This is a genomic window from Rhizobium sp. ZW T2_16, from assembly GCF_044987325.1.
Classification (GTDB): Bacteria; Pseudomonadota; Alphaproteobacteria; order Rhizobiales; family Rhizobiaceae; genus Neorhizobium; species Neorhizobium cellulosilyticum.
The window spans coordinates 13506-31988 of sequence record NZ_JBJDRG010000016.1 but is presented as its reverse complement, the minus strand read 5'-3'; the positions used below and the strand labels follow the sequence as shown (position 1 = coordinate 31988).

Below are 18483 nucleotides of genomic sequence, written 5' to 3'. Positions count from 1 at the left end.
CGATCGCCCGCGGCAGCGTGCTGCGGGCGCAGGGGCCATTTGCGCCCTGACCATCGCCCAGGAGAGAGGGCTTTCAAGATGAACATATCCCGCTTCTTTATCGACCGACCGGTGTTTGCCGGGGTCCTGTCCATTCTCATCGTGGTTGCCGGCCTGCTGGGACTGCGATCGTTGCCGATCTCGGAATATCCGAATGTCGTGCCGCCATCTGTGGTCGTGAAGGCGACCTATCCGGGTGCAAACCCGAAGGTCATAGCCGAAACCGTCGCAACGCCGCTCGAAGAGCAGATCAACGGCGTCGAGGACATGCTTTACATGTCCAGCCAGGCGACGTCCGACGGCGTCATGACGCTGACCGTCACCTTCAAGCTCGGCACCGACCCCGACAAGGCGCAGCAGCTGGTACAAAACCGCGTCAGCCAGGCGGAACCTCGCCTGCCGACGGAAGTGCGTGCGCTCGGCATCACGACGGTGAAAAGCTCGCCGGACTTCATCATGGTGGTCAATCTGGTCTCAGATACCGACCGTTATGACCTGACCTATCTGCGCAACTATGCGACGCTCAACATCAAGGATCGTCTGGCCCGTATCGAAGGCGTCGGCCAGGTGCAGATTTTTGGTGCCGGTGACTATTCGATGCGCATCTGGATCGATCCGCAGAAGGCCGCAGCGCTTTCGCTGGCGGCCAGCGACATTACCGATGCAATCCGTGGACAGAACGTGCAGGCAGCCGCCGGCACAATCGGCGCCTCGCCGACGGTTCCGGGTGTAGACCTGCAGCTGAACGTCAATGCCCAGGGCCGCCTTACGACGCCGGAACAATTCGGCAATATCATCGTCAAGACCGGTTCCAACGGCGAGATCACCCGTCTGCGCGATGTTGCCCGTATCGAACTCGGCGCTGCCGATTATTCGCTGCGGTCGCTTCTCGACGGCCAGCCGGCCGTTGCAATCCCGGTTCTCCAGGCGCCGGGCTCCAACGCGATTGAAATCGCCGACCAGGTTCGTTCCACCATGGACGAATTGCAGAAGGCGATGCCGGAAGGCGTGAAATACGAGATCGTCTACGACACGACCAAGTTCGTGCGTTCGTCGATCGAAAAGGTTCTCGATACGCTTCTCGAAGCGATCGCGCTGGTCGTTCTCGTCGTCATCATCTTCCTGCAGACATGGCGCGCCTCGATCATTCCGCTGATCGCGGTTCCGGTCTCGGTCATCGGCACGTTTGCGGTCATGTATGCCTTCGGCTTCTCGATCAATGCGCTCACCCTGTTCGGGCTTGTGCTGGCGATCGGCATCGTCGTCGACGACGCGATCGTCGTGGTCGAAAATGTCGAGCGAAATATCGAGAACGGCCTAAGTCCCCGGGAGGCGACATACAAGGCTATGAGCGAAGTGTCCGGTCCGATCATCGCGATCGCGCTGGTTCTGGTCGCGGTCTTCGTTCCGCTTGCCTTCATCACCGGTCTGTCGGGCCAGTTCTATCGCCAGTTTGCCCTGACGATCGCCATCTCGACTGTCATTTCCGCGATCAACTCGCTGACCTTGTCTCCGGCTCTGGCGGCTCTTCTTTTGAAGGATCACCATGCGCCGAAAGATTGGTTGACGCGCGGCATGGACAAGATCTTTGGCTGGTTCTTCCGTGGCTTCAACCGAGGTTTCGGTAAGGCGGCAAACGGCTACGGCCGCTCGGTCGGCGGACTTCTGTCGCGCAAGAGCATCGTGATGGTGATCTATCTGGCGCTGGTCGGTGCGACCTACGGCATGTTCAGTGCCGTGCCGGGCGGTTTCGTGCCGGCGCAGGACAAGCAGTATCTGATCGGCTTCGCACAGCTACCCGATGGCGCAACGCTCGACCGGACGGAAGACGTGATCAAGCGGATGAGCGATATCGCCATGGAGCAGCCGGGCGTCGAACATGCGATCGCCTTCCCGGGCCTGTCAATCAACGGTTTCACCATCGGCTCCAACTCGGGCATCGTGTTCGCCGTGCTTGACGATTTCGACAAGCGCACCACGCCGGATCTTTCAGGCGGTGCCATTGCGATGGCGCTGAACCAGAAATACGCCGGTATCCAGGATGCGTTCATCGCCATGTTCCCGCCGCCGCCGGTCAACGGCCTCGGCACGACAGGCGGCTTCAAGCTGCAGATCGAGGATCGGGCCGGCTACGGTTACGAGGCTCTCGACGAGGCAACCAAGGCCGTCATGGCCAAGGCCTATCAGGCTCCGGAACTGACGGGCGTGTTCTCGAGCTTCCAGATCAACGTGCCACAGCTTTATGCCGATCTTGATCGTGCCCGTGCCGAACAGCTCGGTGTCTCCGTCACGGATGTGTTCGAGACGCTGCAGATCTATCTCGGTTCGCTCTATGTGAACGACTTCAACGCCTTCGGCCGCACCTACAGCGTCCGCGTCCAGGCCGATGCGCAATACCGCGCCAAGGCCGAGGATATCGGTCAGCTGAAGGTCCGTTCGCAGTCGGGCGAGATGATCCCGCTCTCGGCATTGCTGAAGGTCGATGCATCGGCAGGTCCGGAACGGACGACGCGCTACAACGGCTTCCTGTCGTCGGATATCAACGGCGCTCCGGCACCGGGTTATTCGTCGGGGCAGGCGGAGGCTGCGATCACCAAGATCCTCGCCGAAACGCTGCCCTCGGGTATCGACTTCGAATGGACAGACCTGACCTACCAGCAGATCCTCGCCGGCAATTCGAGCATCATCGTCTTCCCGCTCGCCCTGCTGCTCGTCTATCTCGTGCTGGCTGCCCAGTATGAGAGCCTGACATTGCCGATCGCGATCATCATGATCGTACCGATGGGCGTGCTTGCAGCGTTGACCGGCGTATGGCTGACCGGTGGCGACAACAACATCTTCACCCAGATAGGATTAGTGGTGTTGGTGGGGCTATCGGCGAAAAACGCGATCCTGATCGTGGAGTTCGCCCGCGAACTTGAACTTGCCGGAAGGAAACCCTTGGAGGCCGCGGTGGAAGCGAGCCGACTGCGTCTTCGCCCGATCCTGATGACGTCGATGGCGTTCATCATGGGCGTGGTGCCGTTGGTCATCTCGACCGGTGCGGGTGCGGAAATGCGTGCCGCCATGGGTGTTGCCGTCTTCTCCGGCATGATCGGCGTCACCTTCTTCGGCATCTTCATGACACCGGTCTTCTACATCCTGGCGCGGCTTCTGACGGGCAACCGTCCGCTGCGGAGCCACGGCACCGAGGTTGCGCCTACTCTCTCCCCGGCAGAGTAGGCTGCACGGGCCGCGCGGACATCTCTCTCCGTCCGCGCGGCATTTTTATTTTGATCAAAGCGTTCCGCCGTCGATGACCAGCGTCTGCGAGGTCATGGCGGCGGAGGCGTCTGAGGCGAGGAACAGGCAAGGGCCGACAAGGTCGGTTCCGTCGAGCGTTCGCTTCAGGCATTGCCGGTCGATCATTGCGGCGATGCTTTCATCCGTCAGCCACAGGCGCTTCTGTCTTTCGGTAATGATCATGCCGGGAAGGATCGCATTTACCCGGATATTGTCTGGACCAAGCTTTCCGGCAAGGCTCTTGGTCAGCCCGATAATGCCGGCCTTGGCCGTCGTATAGGCCGGCATGCGGCCGGTATTGAGCAGATAGGAGATCGACGAGAAATTGACGATCGCCCCACCGCCCGCCTCTTTGATGAACGGAACGGCCGCCTGCGAAACGAAGAACATCTGCTTCAGGTTGATCGCCTGGCTCTTGTCCCAATAGTCCTCGGTAACTTCCGCCATTTCATGCCGGTCGTCCCAGCCCGCATTGTTGACCAGAACGGAAAGCGAGCCCAGGTGCTGGGCAGCTTCGCGGACGGCGGCTTGAGACTCGTCCACGTTGGAAAGGTCTGCTCGGACAAATACCGGTTTGTGGTCCGCGTCTTTTGCCAGTCCCTCGACCAGCTCCCGGCTAGGTTTCTCGGCGATATCGATGAACGCGACCCTGGCGCCCTGTTTGACGAAACCTTCGACCAGTGCTGCGCCGATCCCCGAGCCGCCGCCGGTAATCAAGACGCCACGTCCACTGAGATCGGCATGGCTTACGGATGGGTATGTCAAATGATCCTCCCTTTGATGTCCCGCGGCAAACTTACGCCAGGATGCTAAAAAATCACGGGATTATTTGCGCCTGCGTCACTGGCGGGATAGTCATGGAGATCCCGCCATCTACCACTCATTTCGAGAGGAATTCCCTTGTCTTCTGCTGCTTCCACCAAGTCCGTCCTGCCGTCGCGCGATTATGCCGCCTTCCTCTTCGATATGGATGGAACGATCCTGACGTCTACTGCGGCCGCAGAGCGTGTTTGGGGCAAATGGGCGGAAGGAATGGGCCTTGATGTGGAGAAATTCCTGCCGACCATGCACGGCCGTCGTGGCATCGACACGATCACCGATCTGAACCTGCCCGGCGTCGATCCGATCGTCGAGGCGGAAAAGATCCTGCAGGGAGAGATCGATGACGTCGAAGGCGTTGTTGCGCTTGGCGGCGCTGCCGAATTCCTGAAGCAGTTGCCGGTCGAGTGCTGGGCGATCGTCACATCGTCGCCGCTGGAACTGGCCAAGGCAAGGCTCGCGGCTGCGGGTATCCCGGTGCCGAAATATCTCGTCACGGCGGAAGACGTCACCATCGGCAAGCCCAATCCGCAGGGCTATCGTCTCGGTGCTGAACGCCTCGGGGTCAACCCGAGCGACGTTCTCGTATTCGAAGATGTTCCGGCAGGCATCCAGGCAGGTGAAGCGGCCGGGGCGGAAGTCATGGTGATTACGGCCACCCACAGCCACCCGGTCGAAGGCGGGCAGTACCGGATAACCGACTACAGCGCCGTCGCCCCAAATGTTGCGGGCGACGGCCGTCTGTCATTCCGGGGCAGGTAATCCTGACTATGCCGACTGGCTGGCGGTGCGCATGAACTGCACCGTGGCCAGCCAGAGCACAGTGCCTAGGACGAGAAGGCAGCCAGCGATCACGTACTGGATCGGATCGCGGCCTGTCCAGGGGCCGGCGAAGAAGGCACAGGTCAAGGCACCTAGCACCGGCAGAATGGTCGGCGTGCGAAAGTGCTTGTGGCTTACCTTGTCCTTCCTGAGCATCAGTACGGCGACATTGACGATTGCAAAAACGCAGAGCAGCAACAGCGCCGTCGTGCCGCCCAGCTCCTTCACGCCGCCTGCAAACAGGATCAGCGCCACCGCTAGCAGCGATGTGAAGATGATCGCGATGTATGGGGTGCGGCGCGCCGAATGAACCTTGCCCAGCGAAGCGGGCAAAACGCCTTCGCGGCTCATGCCGTAAAGGAGGCGGCTAGCCATCATCATGTTTATCAGCGCCGAATTTGCGACGGCAAACATGGTGATCACGGCGAAGACACCCACAGGAAAGGTGGGCGCGCCGGCCTGGATGACCTTCAGTAGTGGCGTCTCACCTTCACCCAGTTCTGCAGCCGGCACCAGCGTGATGGCCGAGATTGCCACCAATACGTAGATGGTGCCGGTGATCGCGAGGCCGCCCAGGAGAACCTTGGGAAAGATCTTGCTGGGTTTCTTGCATTCCTCGGCCATGTTCACCGAGTCCTCAAAACCGACCATGGCGAAAAAGGCAAGCGTGGTGGCCGCAACGACCGGCCAGAAAGTTCCTCCACCTTCAGGTGCTTCAAACGTCCATGCGCGTGACACGTCACCCTGTCCACCGGCTATAGCCCAGAGGCCGATGCCGATGATCAACACCAGTCCGGTCAATTCGACGACGGTCAGGAGCACGTTCAATTTCACGCTTTCGCCGACGCCGCGAAAATTGATCGCCGCAACGAGTGCGATGAAGCCGACCGCGATCAGCGGTACGCCGAAGGCGCCGACGTCCAGCCCGAGAGAAGTCGAGAAGTTGGCGGCAAATGCGCGTGATGCGGTGGCGGCTGAAGTGATCCCGGACGACATGACGGCGAAGGCGACGAGAAAGGTCACGAAATGAATGCCGAAAGCCTTGTGGGTGTAGAGCGCCGCACCGGCTGCCTTCGGATATTTGGTGACCAGTTCGAGATAACTGCAGGCGGTCAGGAGCGCGACGACAAAGGCGATCAGAAACGGCAGCCAGACGACACCACCGACTTCTGCCGCCACCTGTCCGGTCAGCGCGTAAATGCCGGTCCCGAGCACATCCCCGACGATGAACAGAAGCAGCAGTCCGGGACCCATGACCCGTTTCAGTTCTCCACGTTCCTCATCGTCCCCGATCGGCTCGATTGTATTTTTCATCGGCGGGCTCCTCCACATGCATCGATTTTGAACGCATTAATGGCGGCAGCCCAAGCATTGTTCCCTCCGCCATCATTTCGCAACAATTTGCGATGGTCATTGCGCTTGTCCGGTGGACTCACCACCTTCAGACGCGCAAGCCCCAAACGGAGATGTTGTCGATGCGTTGGTTTCGATCTCACTGCCGAAGCGACGCCATGGCAGACGCTTCGGATGTCATCGCAGCAGAGCCAGGGTTCGGCGAGGCGCAGTTGTCGGACATCCTGCATTTTCTTCGCTCATGGGCGAGTAATCCCCTGCGAGTGGGAGCGGTTGCCGCATCGGGCGAAACGCTCGCCAGGCTGATTACGCAGGAAATCGACGGCTCTGCCGGGGCGGTGATCGAGCTTGGACCGGGGACGGGTGTATTTACCCGCTCGCTTCTAGCGCGCGGCGTGGCCGAGGATAACCTGACGCTGATCGAATATGGCGATGAATTCCTGCCGCGGCTGAAGCATCGTTTTCCGAAGGCGCGGGTCCTGCAGATGGATGCGTCGAGATTGCGCAAGGCCCATCTTTTCGAGGAGCCGAGTGTAGGCGCTGCGGTCAGCGGACTGCCGCTTCTTTCGATGTCGCCGCGCAAGCAGACGGCGATCCTGGCCGGTGTATTTGCCTATCTGAGGCCGGGTGCATCACTCTATCAATTTACTTATGGCCCACGTTGCCCGGTGCCGCGGCGCATCCTCGATAGGCTGGGTCTGAAGGCGGTGCGTGTCGGCGGCACCGTGCGCAACATTCCACCGGCTGCGGTCTATCGCATTTCCCGGCGCCGACCCTTCGACTTCACACCCAGCGCAGAGTGACCCAGGCCAGAACCGCGTAACGGGCTGCCTTGCCGATGAACACCAGCAGCAGGAACGTGGGAAGGGGTTCGCGCAGAATCCCGGCCACGACTGTCAGCGCATCACCGCCGATCGGCAGCCAGCTGAACAGAAGCGACCATTTTCCGTAGCGCCGATACCAGCGCTGCGCCTTCTCCAATTGTGGTGTTTTGACTGGAAACCAGCGCCGCCCCCTGAAACGCTCGATGCCGCGCCCCAGAAGCCAATTGACTGCGCCGCCAAGCGTATTGCCGATCGAGGCCGTGAGCAAAAGAGCCACGGTGGAATGCTCACCGGTCAGCAGCAGGCCGACAAGGATAGCCTCCGATTGCATGGGCAGGATCGTCGCTGCGATGAGTGCCGAAAAGAAAAGCCCCGCATAGGCGGCAAGCTCCATAACCATGAAATCAATCACTCCAGGCGAGCGTGGATAGCAAAAGGGGCGGAATTCGATCCGCCCCTTCGTCTGTCTATTGATGACGGGATCAGGCCTTGCTGATGCCCTTCGTGTCTTCCGTAACCTCTTCTGCAGGCTTCTGTGCCCGGTGACGGGTGCGCCAGTCGCCGAGGAAGAGCAGGATCGGGGCCGCGATGAAGACCGACGAAAGAGCTGCGACCGCGATGCCGAAGACCATCGGGATGGCGAAGCTCGACACGGCGCTGCCGCCCCAGATTGCCATCGGCAACATGCAGAGGAAGGCCGTGGCGGAGGTGTAGAGGCTTCGTGCCAGCGTTTCGTTGATCGACAGGTCGATCAGGTCGCGCAACGGCATCTTCTTGTAGATACGCATGTTTTCACGCATGCGGTCATAGACGACGACCTTGTCGTTGACCGAATAACCGACAAGCGTCAACACTGCGGCGATAGCGGTCAGGTTAAAGTCCAGCCCGGTGATCGCGAAGAATCCGACGGTTTTTGTGATGTCGAGGATCAGGGTGACGATCGCGCCGACCGCGAACGGCCATTCGAAGCGCACCCAGATATAGATCATCATCGCGATCGAAGCGAGGAAGAGCGACAGGAAGCCGGCAACGGCAAGCTCACCCGAAACCTTCGGGCCGACGACTTCGGTCCGTTCTACCTTGGCGGTCGGATCGATCTTGACGACTTCCGCTTTGAGTTTCTCGACGGCAACCGTCTGCGCCTCTTCCCCGCCTTCCTGGCGCTCGACACGCACGAGAACGCGGTTGTGTGCACCGAACTCCTGCAGGCCGACTTCCCCGAAGCCGAGCTCGCTGAGACCGGAACGGAACGCGGCCAGATCTGCAGTGTCCTGTGTGGTCACTTCCATCTGGATACCGCCGCGGAAGTCGACGCCGTAATTCAGGCCTGGCTTGAAGAACAGGAAGACCGAGGCGATCGAAAGCACGATCGAGACGCCGATGCCGATATAGCGGCCACGCATGAAGCGGATCTTGGTACCATCCGGCACAAGGTTGATCGGCAGAAGCGGCTTGATTTCGATCCTCTTCAGCTTGCGGCGGGCGGTAATGGCGACCATGGCGACACGCACGACCGAAACGGCGGTGAACATTGAGATCATGATGCCGAGACCCATGGTGACGGCAAAGCCGCGAACCGGGCCGGAGCCGAACCAGAACAGAAGCACGGTCGCAATCAGGCTGGTGACGTTGGAGTCGACAATAGTCGAATAGGCACGGGCAAAGCCGGCGTCGATCGCTGCGAAGGCACTCTTGCCCTTGCGGGTTTCTTCCTTGATGCGCTCGTTTATCAGAACGTTGGCATCAACAGCCAGACCGATACCCAGCACAACACCGGCGATGCCGGGCAGCGTCAGGGTTGATCCGATCAGCGTCAGGCCTGCGAAGGTCAGGATAACGTTGATGAGAAGCGCCGTGTTGGCGAGAAGGCCCCACCAGCCGTACAGGAACAGCATGAAGCCAACGACGAGTGCGAAGCCGATGAGACCGGTATAGATACCCATCTCAATGGCGTCGGCACCAAGGTCGGCACCAACGGTGCGTTCTTCGATGACGGTCAGCTTGGCGGGAAGAGAGCCGGCGCGCAAGAGCGCTGCAAGCGTGGTGGTTTCCTGAGGCGAGAAGCTGCCGGAAATCTGGCCGGAACCGCCGGTGATCGGCGTCTGGATGGTCGGGGCGCTAAGAACCTTGTTGTCTAGAACGATGGCGAAGGGACGCCCGACATTCTGCTGGGTGATCTGGGCAAAGCGGGTTGCACCGGCACTGTCGAAGCGGAAGGTGACGATCGGCTGCTGGGTCTGCTGTTCGAAGGCGGCGCGTGCATCGGTAAGGCGGTCGCCGGAAAGCTCGACGCGGTCGAGAACAGGATACTGCTGGCCACGCTCGTCGGACAGCATGGTGACACCCGGTTCGCCCGGATTTCCGAGCAGGTGAAAGCTCATCTTGGCGGTCGAGCCGAGAAGCTGGCGAAGGCGCGACGGATCCTGTTCGCCCGGAAGCTGGACGAGGACACGGTCGGAGCCGACGCGCTGGATCGTCGGTTCGGCAACGCCAACCTGGTCGACACGCTGGCGGATGATTTCAAGGCTCTGTTCCACGGCACCGGCGATGTGGGCATTGATGCCCGCTTCTGTCTGAGCGATCGAGATCGAGTTTTCGCTCGGCGTGGTAATCGAGAGGTCGGAACTGCCGACCGAGCCGAGACCGACCGGGTTGGACAGCGTCTGCAATTCGGTGACGGCCTGATCGCGCTGGGCGGGATCGCGCAGCGTCACCAGGATAGCATCTCCGGCACGACGGATGGCAGACGTGTTGATGTTCTTGTCGCGCAGGACACGACGGGTGTCCTGCGTCAGGCTCTGGATGCGCTCGTTGATCAGGTCGGCGCGATCGACTTCCAGAACGAGATGCGAGCCGCCGCGAAGGTCGAGACCCAGCGATACGCGGCTATGGGGAAGCCAGGACGGCATCCGGTCCAGTGTGGACTGCGGAATGACATTCGGCAGCGCCACCAGAATGCCGATGATGATGATGAGAGCATAGCTTCCCACCAACCACGGAGAGTTTCTCATTGTCTAGATCCTGTTTGGCCCGGACCGATCAGCGGTCGGCATGGCCGTCAAATTTCATGCCGTGAGGCGAATGTCCCGATCAGGTCGATACCGGCGGTGCGCGGGGCAGGGCGCTCGGCCAATCATCACCGGCAATCACAGCATTGTTGTGACCCGATGCGCGGGCGGTAGCGTAGTTTACGGCCGGAAGCGCGACAAATTGTGGGGCGGGAAGGCCTTCGTTATTGGAGGCATGCGCACCTGCACCATCCTTGCGCTCTGCAATCGAGACGGCACGCAAGGGGTCGCGCTTGGTCAGTACCGGAGAACGGTCAGAGCGGTCATCCACCGGCCTTGCCGATGTGGCAATCTCGGCATTACGCGGAGATCCGGCAAGTAGACCGAAGAGAGCAATCAGGAATGCGGCAGCGAGAACCGGCAGGCGCGCAAGATCGGCTTGCACGCGTCCACCCTTTTTCCGATTTCGCAGCGGGAATACCGCCATCCGCACCTGCTCCGGATATTAGAGATTCGGAATTATTTCCGAGCGAGGCCGCCTTCTAAAGGAAGGGGGCTTTTCGGTCAACAAAAGGGCCTCCTAGGAGGCCCTATGCATTCAGCGAATACGCTTGGCGGCCGGTTCCGGCACCAGTTCGCCGACAAGGCGGCGATCGAGGTAATCCTCGCATTCGCCCATCAACGTATCGACCTGACCGTTGAAGAAGTGATTGGCACCTTCAACGATCTTGTGGGTAATCAGAATACCCTTCTGGGTCTTCAGCTTCTCGACGAGGCCGTTGACGTCCTTTTCCGGCGCAACCTTGTCCGAATCACCATTGATGATGAGGCCGGACGACGGGCAGGGGGCGAGGAACGAGAAATCGTAGATGTTCGGCTGTGGCGCGATCGACATGAAACCTTCGATTTCCGGGCGGCGCATCAGAAGCTGCATGCCGATCCAGGCGCCGAAGGAATAACCGGCGACCCAACAGCTCTTCGAGTCAGGATGCAGGCTCTGCACCCAGTCGAGCGCCGATGCAGCATCCGACAATTCGCCAGCGCCGTGGTCGAATTCGCCTTGGCTGCGGCCGATCGAGCGGAAATTGAAGCGCAGCGTGGTAAAGCCACGCTTCTGGAACATGTAGAAGAGCTGGTAGACGATCTGATTGTTCATCGTGCCACCGAACTGGGGGTGCGGATGCAGGATGATCGCGATCGGCGCACTCTTTTCCTTGGAGGGCTGGTAACGTCCTTCCAGGCGGCCGGCAGGGCCGTTGAAAATCACTTCGGGCATCGGTACTCCGGTCAATCGTTTTTGGTTCCAACTTGCGCTTGCCGTCGAGTTTGACTTGACGAAGGCGCTCAGCTTTTCTAAAACTCAGTTTAGAACCATTCGAAACTTAGGCATGCGACAGCAATGCCTGTTGCGAAGTCTCATAAGGCAAGCGCAGTTGAGATTTCAACTAAAATGAGGATTCCGCGCGCCGCGTGGGGGTCAATTCTATTGAACGACGAGGAAGTGCGGCTAGTCAATGGCTTTGCAGAGGACATATCTCGACTGGAATGCGACCGCTCCGCTATCGGAAGTCGCGCGTCTCGCGATGGTCGAAGCCTTTTCCTTGCCGGGAAATGCGTCCTCCGTACATAGCGAGGGAAGGGCGGCGCGCGCTGCTGTCGAGAAGGCAAGGCGTCAGGTCGCAGCGCTCGTCGGGGCTGAATCTGCACATGTGACCTTTACGAGCGGCGCGACAGAGGCATCCAACCATGTCTTGACGCCGGATTATCGCATGGGTCGGGCGCCTGTTATGGTATCGCGTCTTTATGCCTCCGCCATAGAGCACCCGGCGATCCGCGAAGGCGGCCGTTTTGCACCCGAGCAGGTGACGGAGGTGCCGGTAACGCCTGCCGGCATCGTCGATCTTGCCGCTCTCGAAACGCTTCTAGCCAATCACGATCCGGCTTCGGGCCTTCCGATGGTGGCGGTGATGCTCGTCAATAACGAGACAGGCATCATCCAGCCGGTGGCCGAGGCGGCAGTACTTGCTCACAAGTATCGTGGACTGATGGTTGTCGATGCGGTTCAGGCGGCCGGACGCATCGCGCTCGACATCAACGCGCTGGATGCCGACTTCCTGATCATTTCCTCCCACAAGATCGCCGGTCCGAAAGGCATTGGCGCGCTTATTTCCCGTGGTGAAGTGCTGATGCCGAAACCGCTCATCCGGGGCGGCGGTCAGGAGAAGGGTCACCGGTCGGGGACGGAGAATTTTCACGCGATCATCGGCTTCGGCGCGGCAGCTGAAGTGATGTCTGAACAGCTGGAGAGCCGCAACGCCCGAATCGGCGCGTTTCGCGATGGGCTTGAACAGGCGATGCTGCAGGCAGCTCCCGATGTGATCATCCACGGCGCGGCCGGCCCTCGCGTTGCAAATACCAGCTTTTTCACGCTGCCGGGATTGAAGGCCGAAACCGGTCAGATCGCCTTCGATCTCGAAGGAATAGCTCTTTCGGCGGGGTCTGCCTGCTCTTCCGGCAAGGTCGGGCAGAGCCATGTCCTGACTGCGATGGGACTCAGCTCGGAAGTCGGCGGCCTGCGCATTTCGCTTGGCCCTGAAACGACGCAGGCCGACATCGAAAAGGCCATATCGGCTTTCGGAAAAATCGCCGGTCGCCGCAAGCTGCCGGGACGAGCCGCATAAGCGGCTTCCAGAATTGGCGGAAAAGCAATTTTCTGCTTGCCAAAAGGTGGGAAAATCGCCTTTTGGCCCTTACATGGGGGAGGCATTGTTTTCCCCGCAAGACTGACGGAATTGCCGGAATTTGAACCGGCAAAATTTGGAGACTGAAGATGCCTGCTGTCCAGGAAACGATCGATCAGGTCCGTGGGATCGATATCGATCAGTACAAATACGGCTTCGAGACAGTTATCGAAGTGGACAAGGCTCCGAAGGGGCTTTCTGAAGATATCATCCGCTTCATCTCGGCCAAGAAGCAGGAACCGGACTGGATGCTGGAATGGCGTCTGGATGCCTACAAGCGCTGGCTGACGATGGAAGAGCCTACCTGGGCTCGTGTCGAGTATCCCAAGATCGACTTCAACGACATCTACTATTATGCCGCACCCAAGAACGTGACCGGCCCGGTGTCGCTGGACGAAGTCGATCCAGAGCTGCTGCGCACCTATGAGAAGCTGGGCATTCCGCTGCGCGAACAGGAAATCCTGGCCGGCGTGCAGACTTCCAAGGTCGCCGTCGATGCGGTGTTCGATTCGGTATCGGTCGTCACGACCTTCAAGAAGGAACTGCAGAAGGCCGGCGTGATCTTCATGTCGATATCGGAGGCCATTCGCGAGCATCCCGAGCTGATCAAGCAGTATCTCGGTTCGGTCGTGCCGACGACGGACAATTATTACGCGACGCTGAATGCTGCGGTATTCACCGACGGTTCGTTCGTCTTCGTACCCAAGGGCGTTCGCTGCCCGATGGAACTGTCGACCTACTTCCGTATCAACGAGAAGAACACCGGCCAGTTCGAGCGCACGCTGATCATCTGTGAGGAAGGCGCCTACGTTTCCTATCTCGAGGGCTGCACGGCGCCGCAGCGCGACGAAAACCAGCTTCACGCTGCCGTCGTCGAGTTGGTTGCGCTGGATGATGCCGAGATCAAGTATTCGACCGTGCAGAACTGGTTCCCGGGCGACAAGGAAGGCAAGGGCGGCATCTACAATTTCGTCACCAAGCGTGGCGATTGCCGTGGTGCGCGCTCCAAGATCTCCTGGACCCAGGTCGAGACCGGTTCGGCGATCACATGGAAATACCCGTCCTGCATCCTTCGGGGTGACGACAGCCGTGGCGAGTTCTACTCGATCGCGGTCTCCAACGGTCACCAGCAGATCGACTCAGGCACCAAAATGATTCATCTCGGCAAGAACACGTCGAGCCGCATCATTTCTAAGGGCATTTCCGCTGGCGTGTCGCAGAATACCTATCGTGGTCAGGTGTCGATCCACCGCCGTGCCGAGAACTCTCGCAACTTCACCAACTGCGATTCGCTCCTCATCGGTGACAAGTGCGGTGCGCATACCGTGCCTTATATCGAGGTGAAGAACCAGTCGGCACAGATCGAACACGAGGCGACCACCTCGAAGATTTCCGACGACCAGAAGTTCTACGCCATGCAGCGCGGCATTCCGGAAGAAGAGGCGATCGCACTGATCGTCAACGGCTTCGTCAAGGATGTCATCCAGCAGCTGCCGATGGAATTTGCCGTCGAAGCCCAGAAGCTGATCGGCATCTCGCTGGAAGGCTCCGTAGGCTGATTGGCCGTCATCTGAATTATCGCGCACCACGCGTCACTGAAAAACATCCGGAAGGATATACTTATGCTTGAGATCAAGAACCTGCACGCCCGCATCGCCGAAGACGGCACCGAAATCATCCGCGGCCTGAACCTGACCGTGAAGCCGGGCGAGATCGCCGCCATCATGGGCCCGAACGGCTCCGGCAAGTCGACGCTGTCCTACATCCTGTCGGGCCGCGAGGACTATGAAGTCACCGAGGGTGACATCACCTACAACGGCGAGAGCATTTTGGAACTCGATCCGGCCGAGCGCGCCACCAAGGGCATCTTCCTCGCCTTCCAGTACCCGGTCGAAATCCCGGGCGTCGCCACGATGCAGTTCCTCAAGGTTGCCATGAACGAGCAGCGCAAGGCGCGCGGCGAAGACGAGCTGACGACACCGGACTTCATGCGCCGCGTCAAGGAAGCCGCCGAACAGCTGAAGATCGACCCGGCCATGCTGCGCCGTCCGCTCAATGTCGGTTTCTCCGGCGGTGAAAAGAAGCGCGCCGAAATCCTGCAGATGGCGCTGCTCGAGCCGACGCTCTGCATCCTCGACGAAACCGACTCGGGCCTCGACATCGACGCGCTGAAGATCGTTGCCGATGGCGTCAACGCGCTGCGTTCGCCGGATCGCGCCGTCATCGTCATCACCCACTACCAGCGCCTGCTGGACTACATCGTGCCGGATACCGTCCACGTTCTCTACAAGGGCCAGATCATCCGTTCGGGTGATAAGGAACTGGCACAGGAACTGGAAGCCAACGGTTATGCCGACGTGATCGAGACCGCGGCCTGAGACCGGGGAGGATTTTGGCATGAACATTCAAGCTAACCAGCCAGCGGCCAAGCTCACGGTTGCCGAAACGGCGCTCGTCGAGGCCTTTTCCGCGCAGATCGGTGACCTGCCGGGCAATGGCGCCGTCGCCGGCACTCGCGATCGTCTCCTCGACGACCTGAAGAATGCCGGGCTACCGACCCGCCGGATCGAATCCTGGCATTATACCGACCTGAAGAACCTGCTGCGGTCCGTGCCGGAGCGGGTCGCGGGCACCAAGGTTTCGTCCATCACGCCACTGGTCAAGGGTTCGACCGTGCTGCCGGTGCTGCAGGGCGAAGCCCATGCGGATGCCGAAATTGACGGCGTGAAGATTACCGCGTTCCGTGATCAGCTGAGCGACGGCTCTGCCGTTACCGGCCTGACCGCACTCGACAAGGACGATGCGATCGGTCGCCTGAACGGTTCGTTCGTGCGTGACGGCCTGGCGATCGTCATTCCCGCAAATGCGGAGATCGAGGACGTCATCGAACTGCAGGCTTCGCACGGCGAAGGGCAGGTTCACACCCGTTTCCCGGTCTCCTTCGGTGCGGGTTCCAAAGCCACTATCGTCGAGCGTCACCGCTCGGAAACGGATGCTGCAGCGCTCGTGTCCTCGATCAGTGATATCACACTTGAAGACGGCGCGGAGATCACCTGGATCATCCTGCAGCAGCAGGGCGCGTCCGACACCCATCTGGCGCAGATCCGCGTTAAGCTCGGTGCAGAGGCCAAGCTTCGGCTTTACGTCGTCAATGCCGGCGGCAAGCTGGTTCGCCAGGAACTTCGCATCGAGGTTCAGGGCGAGGGCGCCGAGCTGACGCTGCGCGGCGTCAACCTGCTCGGTGGCGACACGCATACGGATGTCACGCTCGTGCTCGGCCACAATGTGCCGCATACCAATTCGACGGAAACCTTCCGCAATGTCGTGTTCGACAAGGCAAGCGGCGTTTTCCAGGGCATGATCCGGGTTGCGCCGGACGCACAGAAAACCGATGCGAAGATGGCGTGCAACACGCTTCTGATGTCCGATGACGGTGACTTCTCCGTCAAGCCGGAACTCGAAATCTTCGCCGACGACGTCATCTGCGGCCATGGTGCGACGGTTGCCGATATCGACCGCAACCATCTCTTCTATCTGATGGCCCGCGGCGTTCCGGAAAACAAGGCGCGCGCTATGCTGGTCAACGCCTTCGTCGCCGAAATCGTCGAAGAGCTGGAAGAGGAAAAGCTGGTCGAGCCGCTGGAAGAGGTGATCTCGACCTGGCTTGAAAAGCATGCCTGATGTGAAGCAAGGAGGAGATGACGTATCTCCTCCCGTCATGCTCGGGCTCGTCCCGAGCATCTGCGACCGTTGAGGCGGTTGCAACGTGATTGGATCCTCGGCACAAGGCCGAGGATGACGCAGTGGGGATGGCGACGTCGATGCCGATCATAACTGCGATCTTTACGGGACTTCGCCCAGAAGCGCGATATGAAAGGGTCTGCAATGGACCAGACGACACCGTTGGCTACCTATGACGTCGATGCGATCAGACGGGATTTTCCGATCCTGTCGACCATGGTGCACGGCAACAAGCCGCTTGTGTATCTTGATAACGGCGCGTCGGCGCAGAAGCCGCAAGTGGTGATCGACGCGATCGCCCATGCCTATTCCAGCGAATATGCCAATGTGCATCGCGGCCTGCACTTCCTTTCCAATGCCGCGACCGACGCCTATGAGGCGGCGCGCGAAAGGGTGCGCCGGTTCCTCAATGCCGGATCTGTCGATGAGATCGTCTTCACCAGCAATTCGACCTCGGCGATCAACACGGTCGCCTATGGCTACGGCATGCCGCATATCGGCGAGGGCGACGAGATCGTCATCACCATCATGGAGCACCACTCCAATATCGTGCCGTGGCATTTCATCCGCGAGCGTCAGGGCGCCAAGATTACCTGGGTGCCGGTGGATGACGACGGCACCTTCCATATCGAGGATTTCGTGAATGCGCTGACGGAGAAGACCAAGATGGTTGCCGTTACGCATATGTCGAATGCGCTCGGCACGGTCGTGCCGGTGAAAGAGATTTGCCGTATCGCTCATGAGCGCGGGATTCCCGTTCTCGTCGACGGCAGCCAGAGCGCCGTTCACATGCCGATCGATGTGAAGGATATCGATTGCGACTGGTTCGTGATGACCGGCCACAAGCTCTACGGCCCGTCCGGCATCGGCGTTCTTTACGGCAAGATGGATCGTCTGAAAGAGATGCGGCCCTTCCAGGGCGGCGGCGAGATGATTGTCGAGGTGGCGGAGGATTTCGTCACCTATAACGATCCGCCGCATCGTTTCGAAGCCGGAACGCCGCCGATCGTCCAGGCGATCGGTCTGGGGTATGCGCTGGACTATATGGACAAGGTCGGACGCGCGGCAATTGCCGCTCATGAGGCTGATCTGACGGCTTATGCCACCGAACGGCTGCAGGCCATCAATTCATTGCGGATCATAGGCAATGCGCCGGGCAAGGGCGGGATCTTCTCCTTCGAGCTTGCCGGCATTCATGCCCATGACGTATCGATGGTGATCGACCGCCGCGGCGTTGCCGTGCGTGCCGGCACGCATTGCGCCATGCCGCTCTTGAAACGTTTCGGCGTCACCTCCACATGCCGCGCATCGTTCGGCATGTATAATACCCGTGCCGAAGTCGACGCGCTCGCGGACGCCCTCGACTACGCCCGCAATTTCTTTGCTTAAATTCAGCGAACTGACTGGGACATTTGAAGGCCATGGACCAAGACATACCGAAGTGGGATGCCCGCGAAGGGATCATCGAATCTGCAATTCCGGCGGATGAACTGGAGCGCCTGTCTGACGATATCATCGCAGCCCTGAAGACTGTTTACGACCCGGAAATTCCGGCAGACATTTTCGAACTCGGGCTGATCTACAAGATCGACATCGAAGACGACCGTATGGTCAAGATCGCCATGACGCTGACCGCGCCGGGCTGCCCGGTTGCCGGCGAAATGCCTGGCTGGGTCGAAAATGCTGTGAGCGCAGTTCAGGGCGTATCCGGCGTCGAAGTCGAAATGACTTTCGATCCGCCGTGGACTCCGGAGCGCATGTCGGAAGAAGCACAGGTCGCGGTCGGCTGGTATTGATAGCTTAGGCTGCTGCGACTAAATTGATTGTCAGAAACGCCGGGCCTTGAACCCGGTT

General features: G+C 59.9%; 15 protein-coding genes. 9 read left to right on the top strand and 6 right to left on the bottom strand.

The genetic code is table 11. The features are described 5' to 3' along the window. Nucleotides 1–78 precede the first annotated feature (78 nt). Nucleotides 79–3261: an efflux RND transporter permease subunit gene (locus tag ACI3K0_RS24425; protein ID WP_183821702.1), complete on the top strand. Its 3183-nt coding sequence runs from the start codon at nucleotides 79–81 to the stop codon at nucleotides 3259–3261. Between the two features lie 54 nt (nucleotides 3262–3315). Here ACI3K0_RS24425 and ACI3K0_RS24420 read toward each other — a convergent pair whose 3' ends face one another. Further along, entirely contained in the window at nucleotides 3316–4086 is a 771-nt protein-coding gene (locus ACI3K0_RS24420) for an SDR family NAD(P)-dependent oxidoreductase (RefSeq protein WP_183821701.1), read from the bottom strand. Nucleotides 4087–4287: 201 nt separating this feature from the next. On the opposite strand from ACI3K0_RS24420, the gene ACI3K0_RS24415 reads away from it, so the two are divergent. Continuing rightward, the gene (locus ACI3K0_RS24415; RefSeq protein ID WP_183822430.1) at nucleotides 4288–4902 is read left to right on the top strand and encodes an HAD-IA family hydrolase; all 615 of its coding nucleotides are present in this window, start codon (nucleotides 4288–4290) and stop codon (nucleotides 4900–4902) included. A 6-nt stretch (nucleotides 4903–4908) separates the two neighbouring features. On the opposite strand, the gene ACI3K0_RS24410 is transcribed toward ACI3K0_RS24415, so the two are convergent. Continuing rightward, the gene (locus ACI3K0_RS24410) at nucleotides 4909–6276 is read right to left on the bottom strand and encodes an APC family permease (RefSeq protein WP_404946398.1); all 1368 of its coding nucleotides are present in this window, start codon (nucleotides 6274–6276) and stop codon (nucleotides 4909–4911) included. Nucleotides 6277–6473: 197 nt separating this feature from the next. Here ACI3K0_RS24410 and ACI3K0_RS24405 point away from each other — a divergent pair, with 197 nt between their 5' ends. After that, nucleotides 6474–7118, top strand: a complete 645-nt coding sequence (locus ACI3K0_RS24405) for a class I SAM-dependent methyltransferase (protein ID WP_148148445.1) — start codon at nucleotides 6474–6476, stop codon at nucleotides 7116–7118. Here ACI3K0_RS24405 and ACI3K0_RS24400 read toward each other — a convergent pair. From ACI3K0_RS24400 to ACI3K0_RS24385, 4 genes are all read right to left on the bottom strand, one after another. Continuing rightward, entirely contained in the window at nucleotides 7099–7539 is a 441-nt protein-coding gene (locus tag ACI3K0_RS24400) for a YqaA family protein (RefSeq protein ID WP_183821699.1), read from the bottom strand. The two genes, ACI3K0_RS24405 and ACI3K0_RS24400, sit on opposite strands and share 20 nt — an antisense overlap. 82 nt (nucleotides 7540–7621) lie before the next feature. After that, nucleotides 7622–10150 carry a protein translocase subunit SecD gene (gene secD / locus ACI3K0_RS24395; RefSeq protein ID WP_183821698.1) on the bottom strand — a complete coding sequence of 843 codons (2529 nt, stop codon included), beginning with the start codon at nucleotides 10148–10150 and terminating at the stop codon, nucleotides 7622–7624. A gap of 79 nt (nucleotides 10151–10229) precedes the next feature. Beyond that, nucleotides 10230–10592 (bottom strand): hypothetical protein, encoded by a 363-nt coding sequence (locus ACI3K0_RS24390; protein WP_183821697.1) that lies wholly within the window; start codon nucleotides 10590–10592, stop codon nucleotides 10230–10232. A gap of 153 nt (nucleotides 10593–10745) precedes the next feature. Beyond that, a complete protein-coding gene (locus tag ACI3K0_RS24385; protein WP_183821696.1) occupies nucleotides 10746–11423 on the bottom strand; it encodes an alpha/beta hydrolase in 678 nt (225 codons plus the stop codon). A 238-nt stretch (nucleotides 11424–11661) separates the two neighbouring features. Between ACI3K0_RS24385 and ACI3K0_RS24380 the strand changes: the two genes are divergently transcribed. The 6 genes from ACI3K0_RS24380 (at nucleotide 11662) to ACI3K0_RS24355 (ending at nucleotide 18425) form a co-directional block, all read left to right on the top strand. Continuing rightward, nucleotides 11662–12828, top strand: coding sequence for a cysteine desulfurase family protein (locus ACI3K0_RS24380; RefSeq protein WP_183821695.1), 1167 nt, complete (start codon nucleotides 11662–11664; stop codon nucleotides 12826–12828). A 149-nt stretch (nucleotides 12829–12977) separates the two neighbouring features. Further along, the gene (gene sufB, locus ACI3K0_RS24375; RefSeq protein ID WP_148148440.1) at nucleotides 12978–14447 is read left to right on the top strand and encodes a Fe-S cluster assembly protein SufB; all 1470 of its coding nucleotides are present in this window, start codon (nucleotides 12978–12980) and stop codon (nucleotides 14445–14447) included. Nucleotides 14448–14510: 63 nt separating this feature from the next. Beyond that, nucleotides 14511–15266 carry a Fe-S cluster assembly ATPase SufC gene (sufC, locus tag ACI3K0_RS24370; RefSeq protein ID WP_183821694.1) on the top strand — a complete coding sequence of 252 codons (756 nt, stop codon included), beginning with the start codon at nucleotides 14511–14513 and terminating at the stop codon, nucleotides 15264–15266. A gap of 19 nt (nucleotides 15267–15285) precedes the next feature. After that, the gene (sufD, locus tag ACI3K0_RS24365) at nucleotides 15286–16569 is read left to right on the top strand and encodes a Fe-S cluster assembly protein SufD (RefSeq protein WP_183821693.1); all 1284 of its coding nucleotides are present in this window, start codon (nucleotides 15286–15288) and stop codon (nucleotides 16567–16569) included. Between the two features lie 204 nt (nucleotides 16570–16773). Beyond that, nucleotides 16774–18018 carry a cysteine desulfurase gene (locus tag ACI3K0_RS24360; RefSeq protein WP_183822428.1) on the top strand — a complete coding sequence of 415 codons (1245 nt, stop codon included), beginning with the start codon at nucleotides 16774–16776 and terminating at the stop codon, nucleotides 18016–18018. Between the two features lie 32 nt (nucleotides 18019–18050). Further along, the gene (locus tag ACI3K0_RS24355) at nucleotides 18051–18425 is read left to right on the top strand and encodes an SUF system Fe-S cluster assembly protein (protein WP_112511628.1); all 375 of its coding nucleotides are present in this window, start codon (nucleotides 18051–18053) and stop codon (nucleotides 18423–18425) included. Nucleotides 18426–18483: the final 58 nt, after the last annotated feature.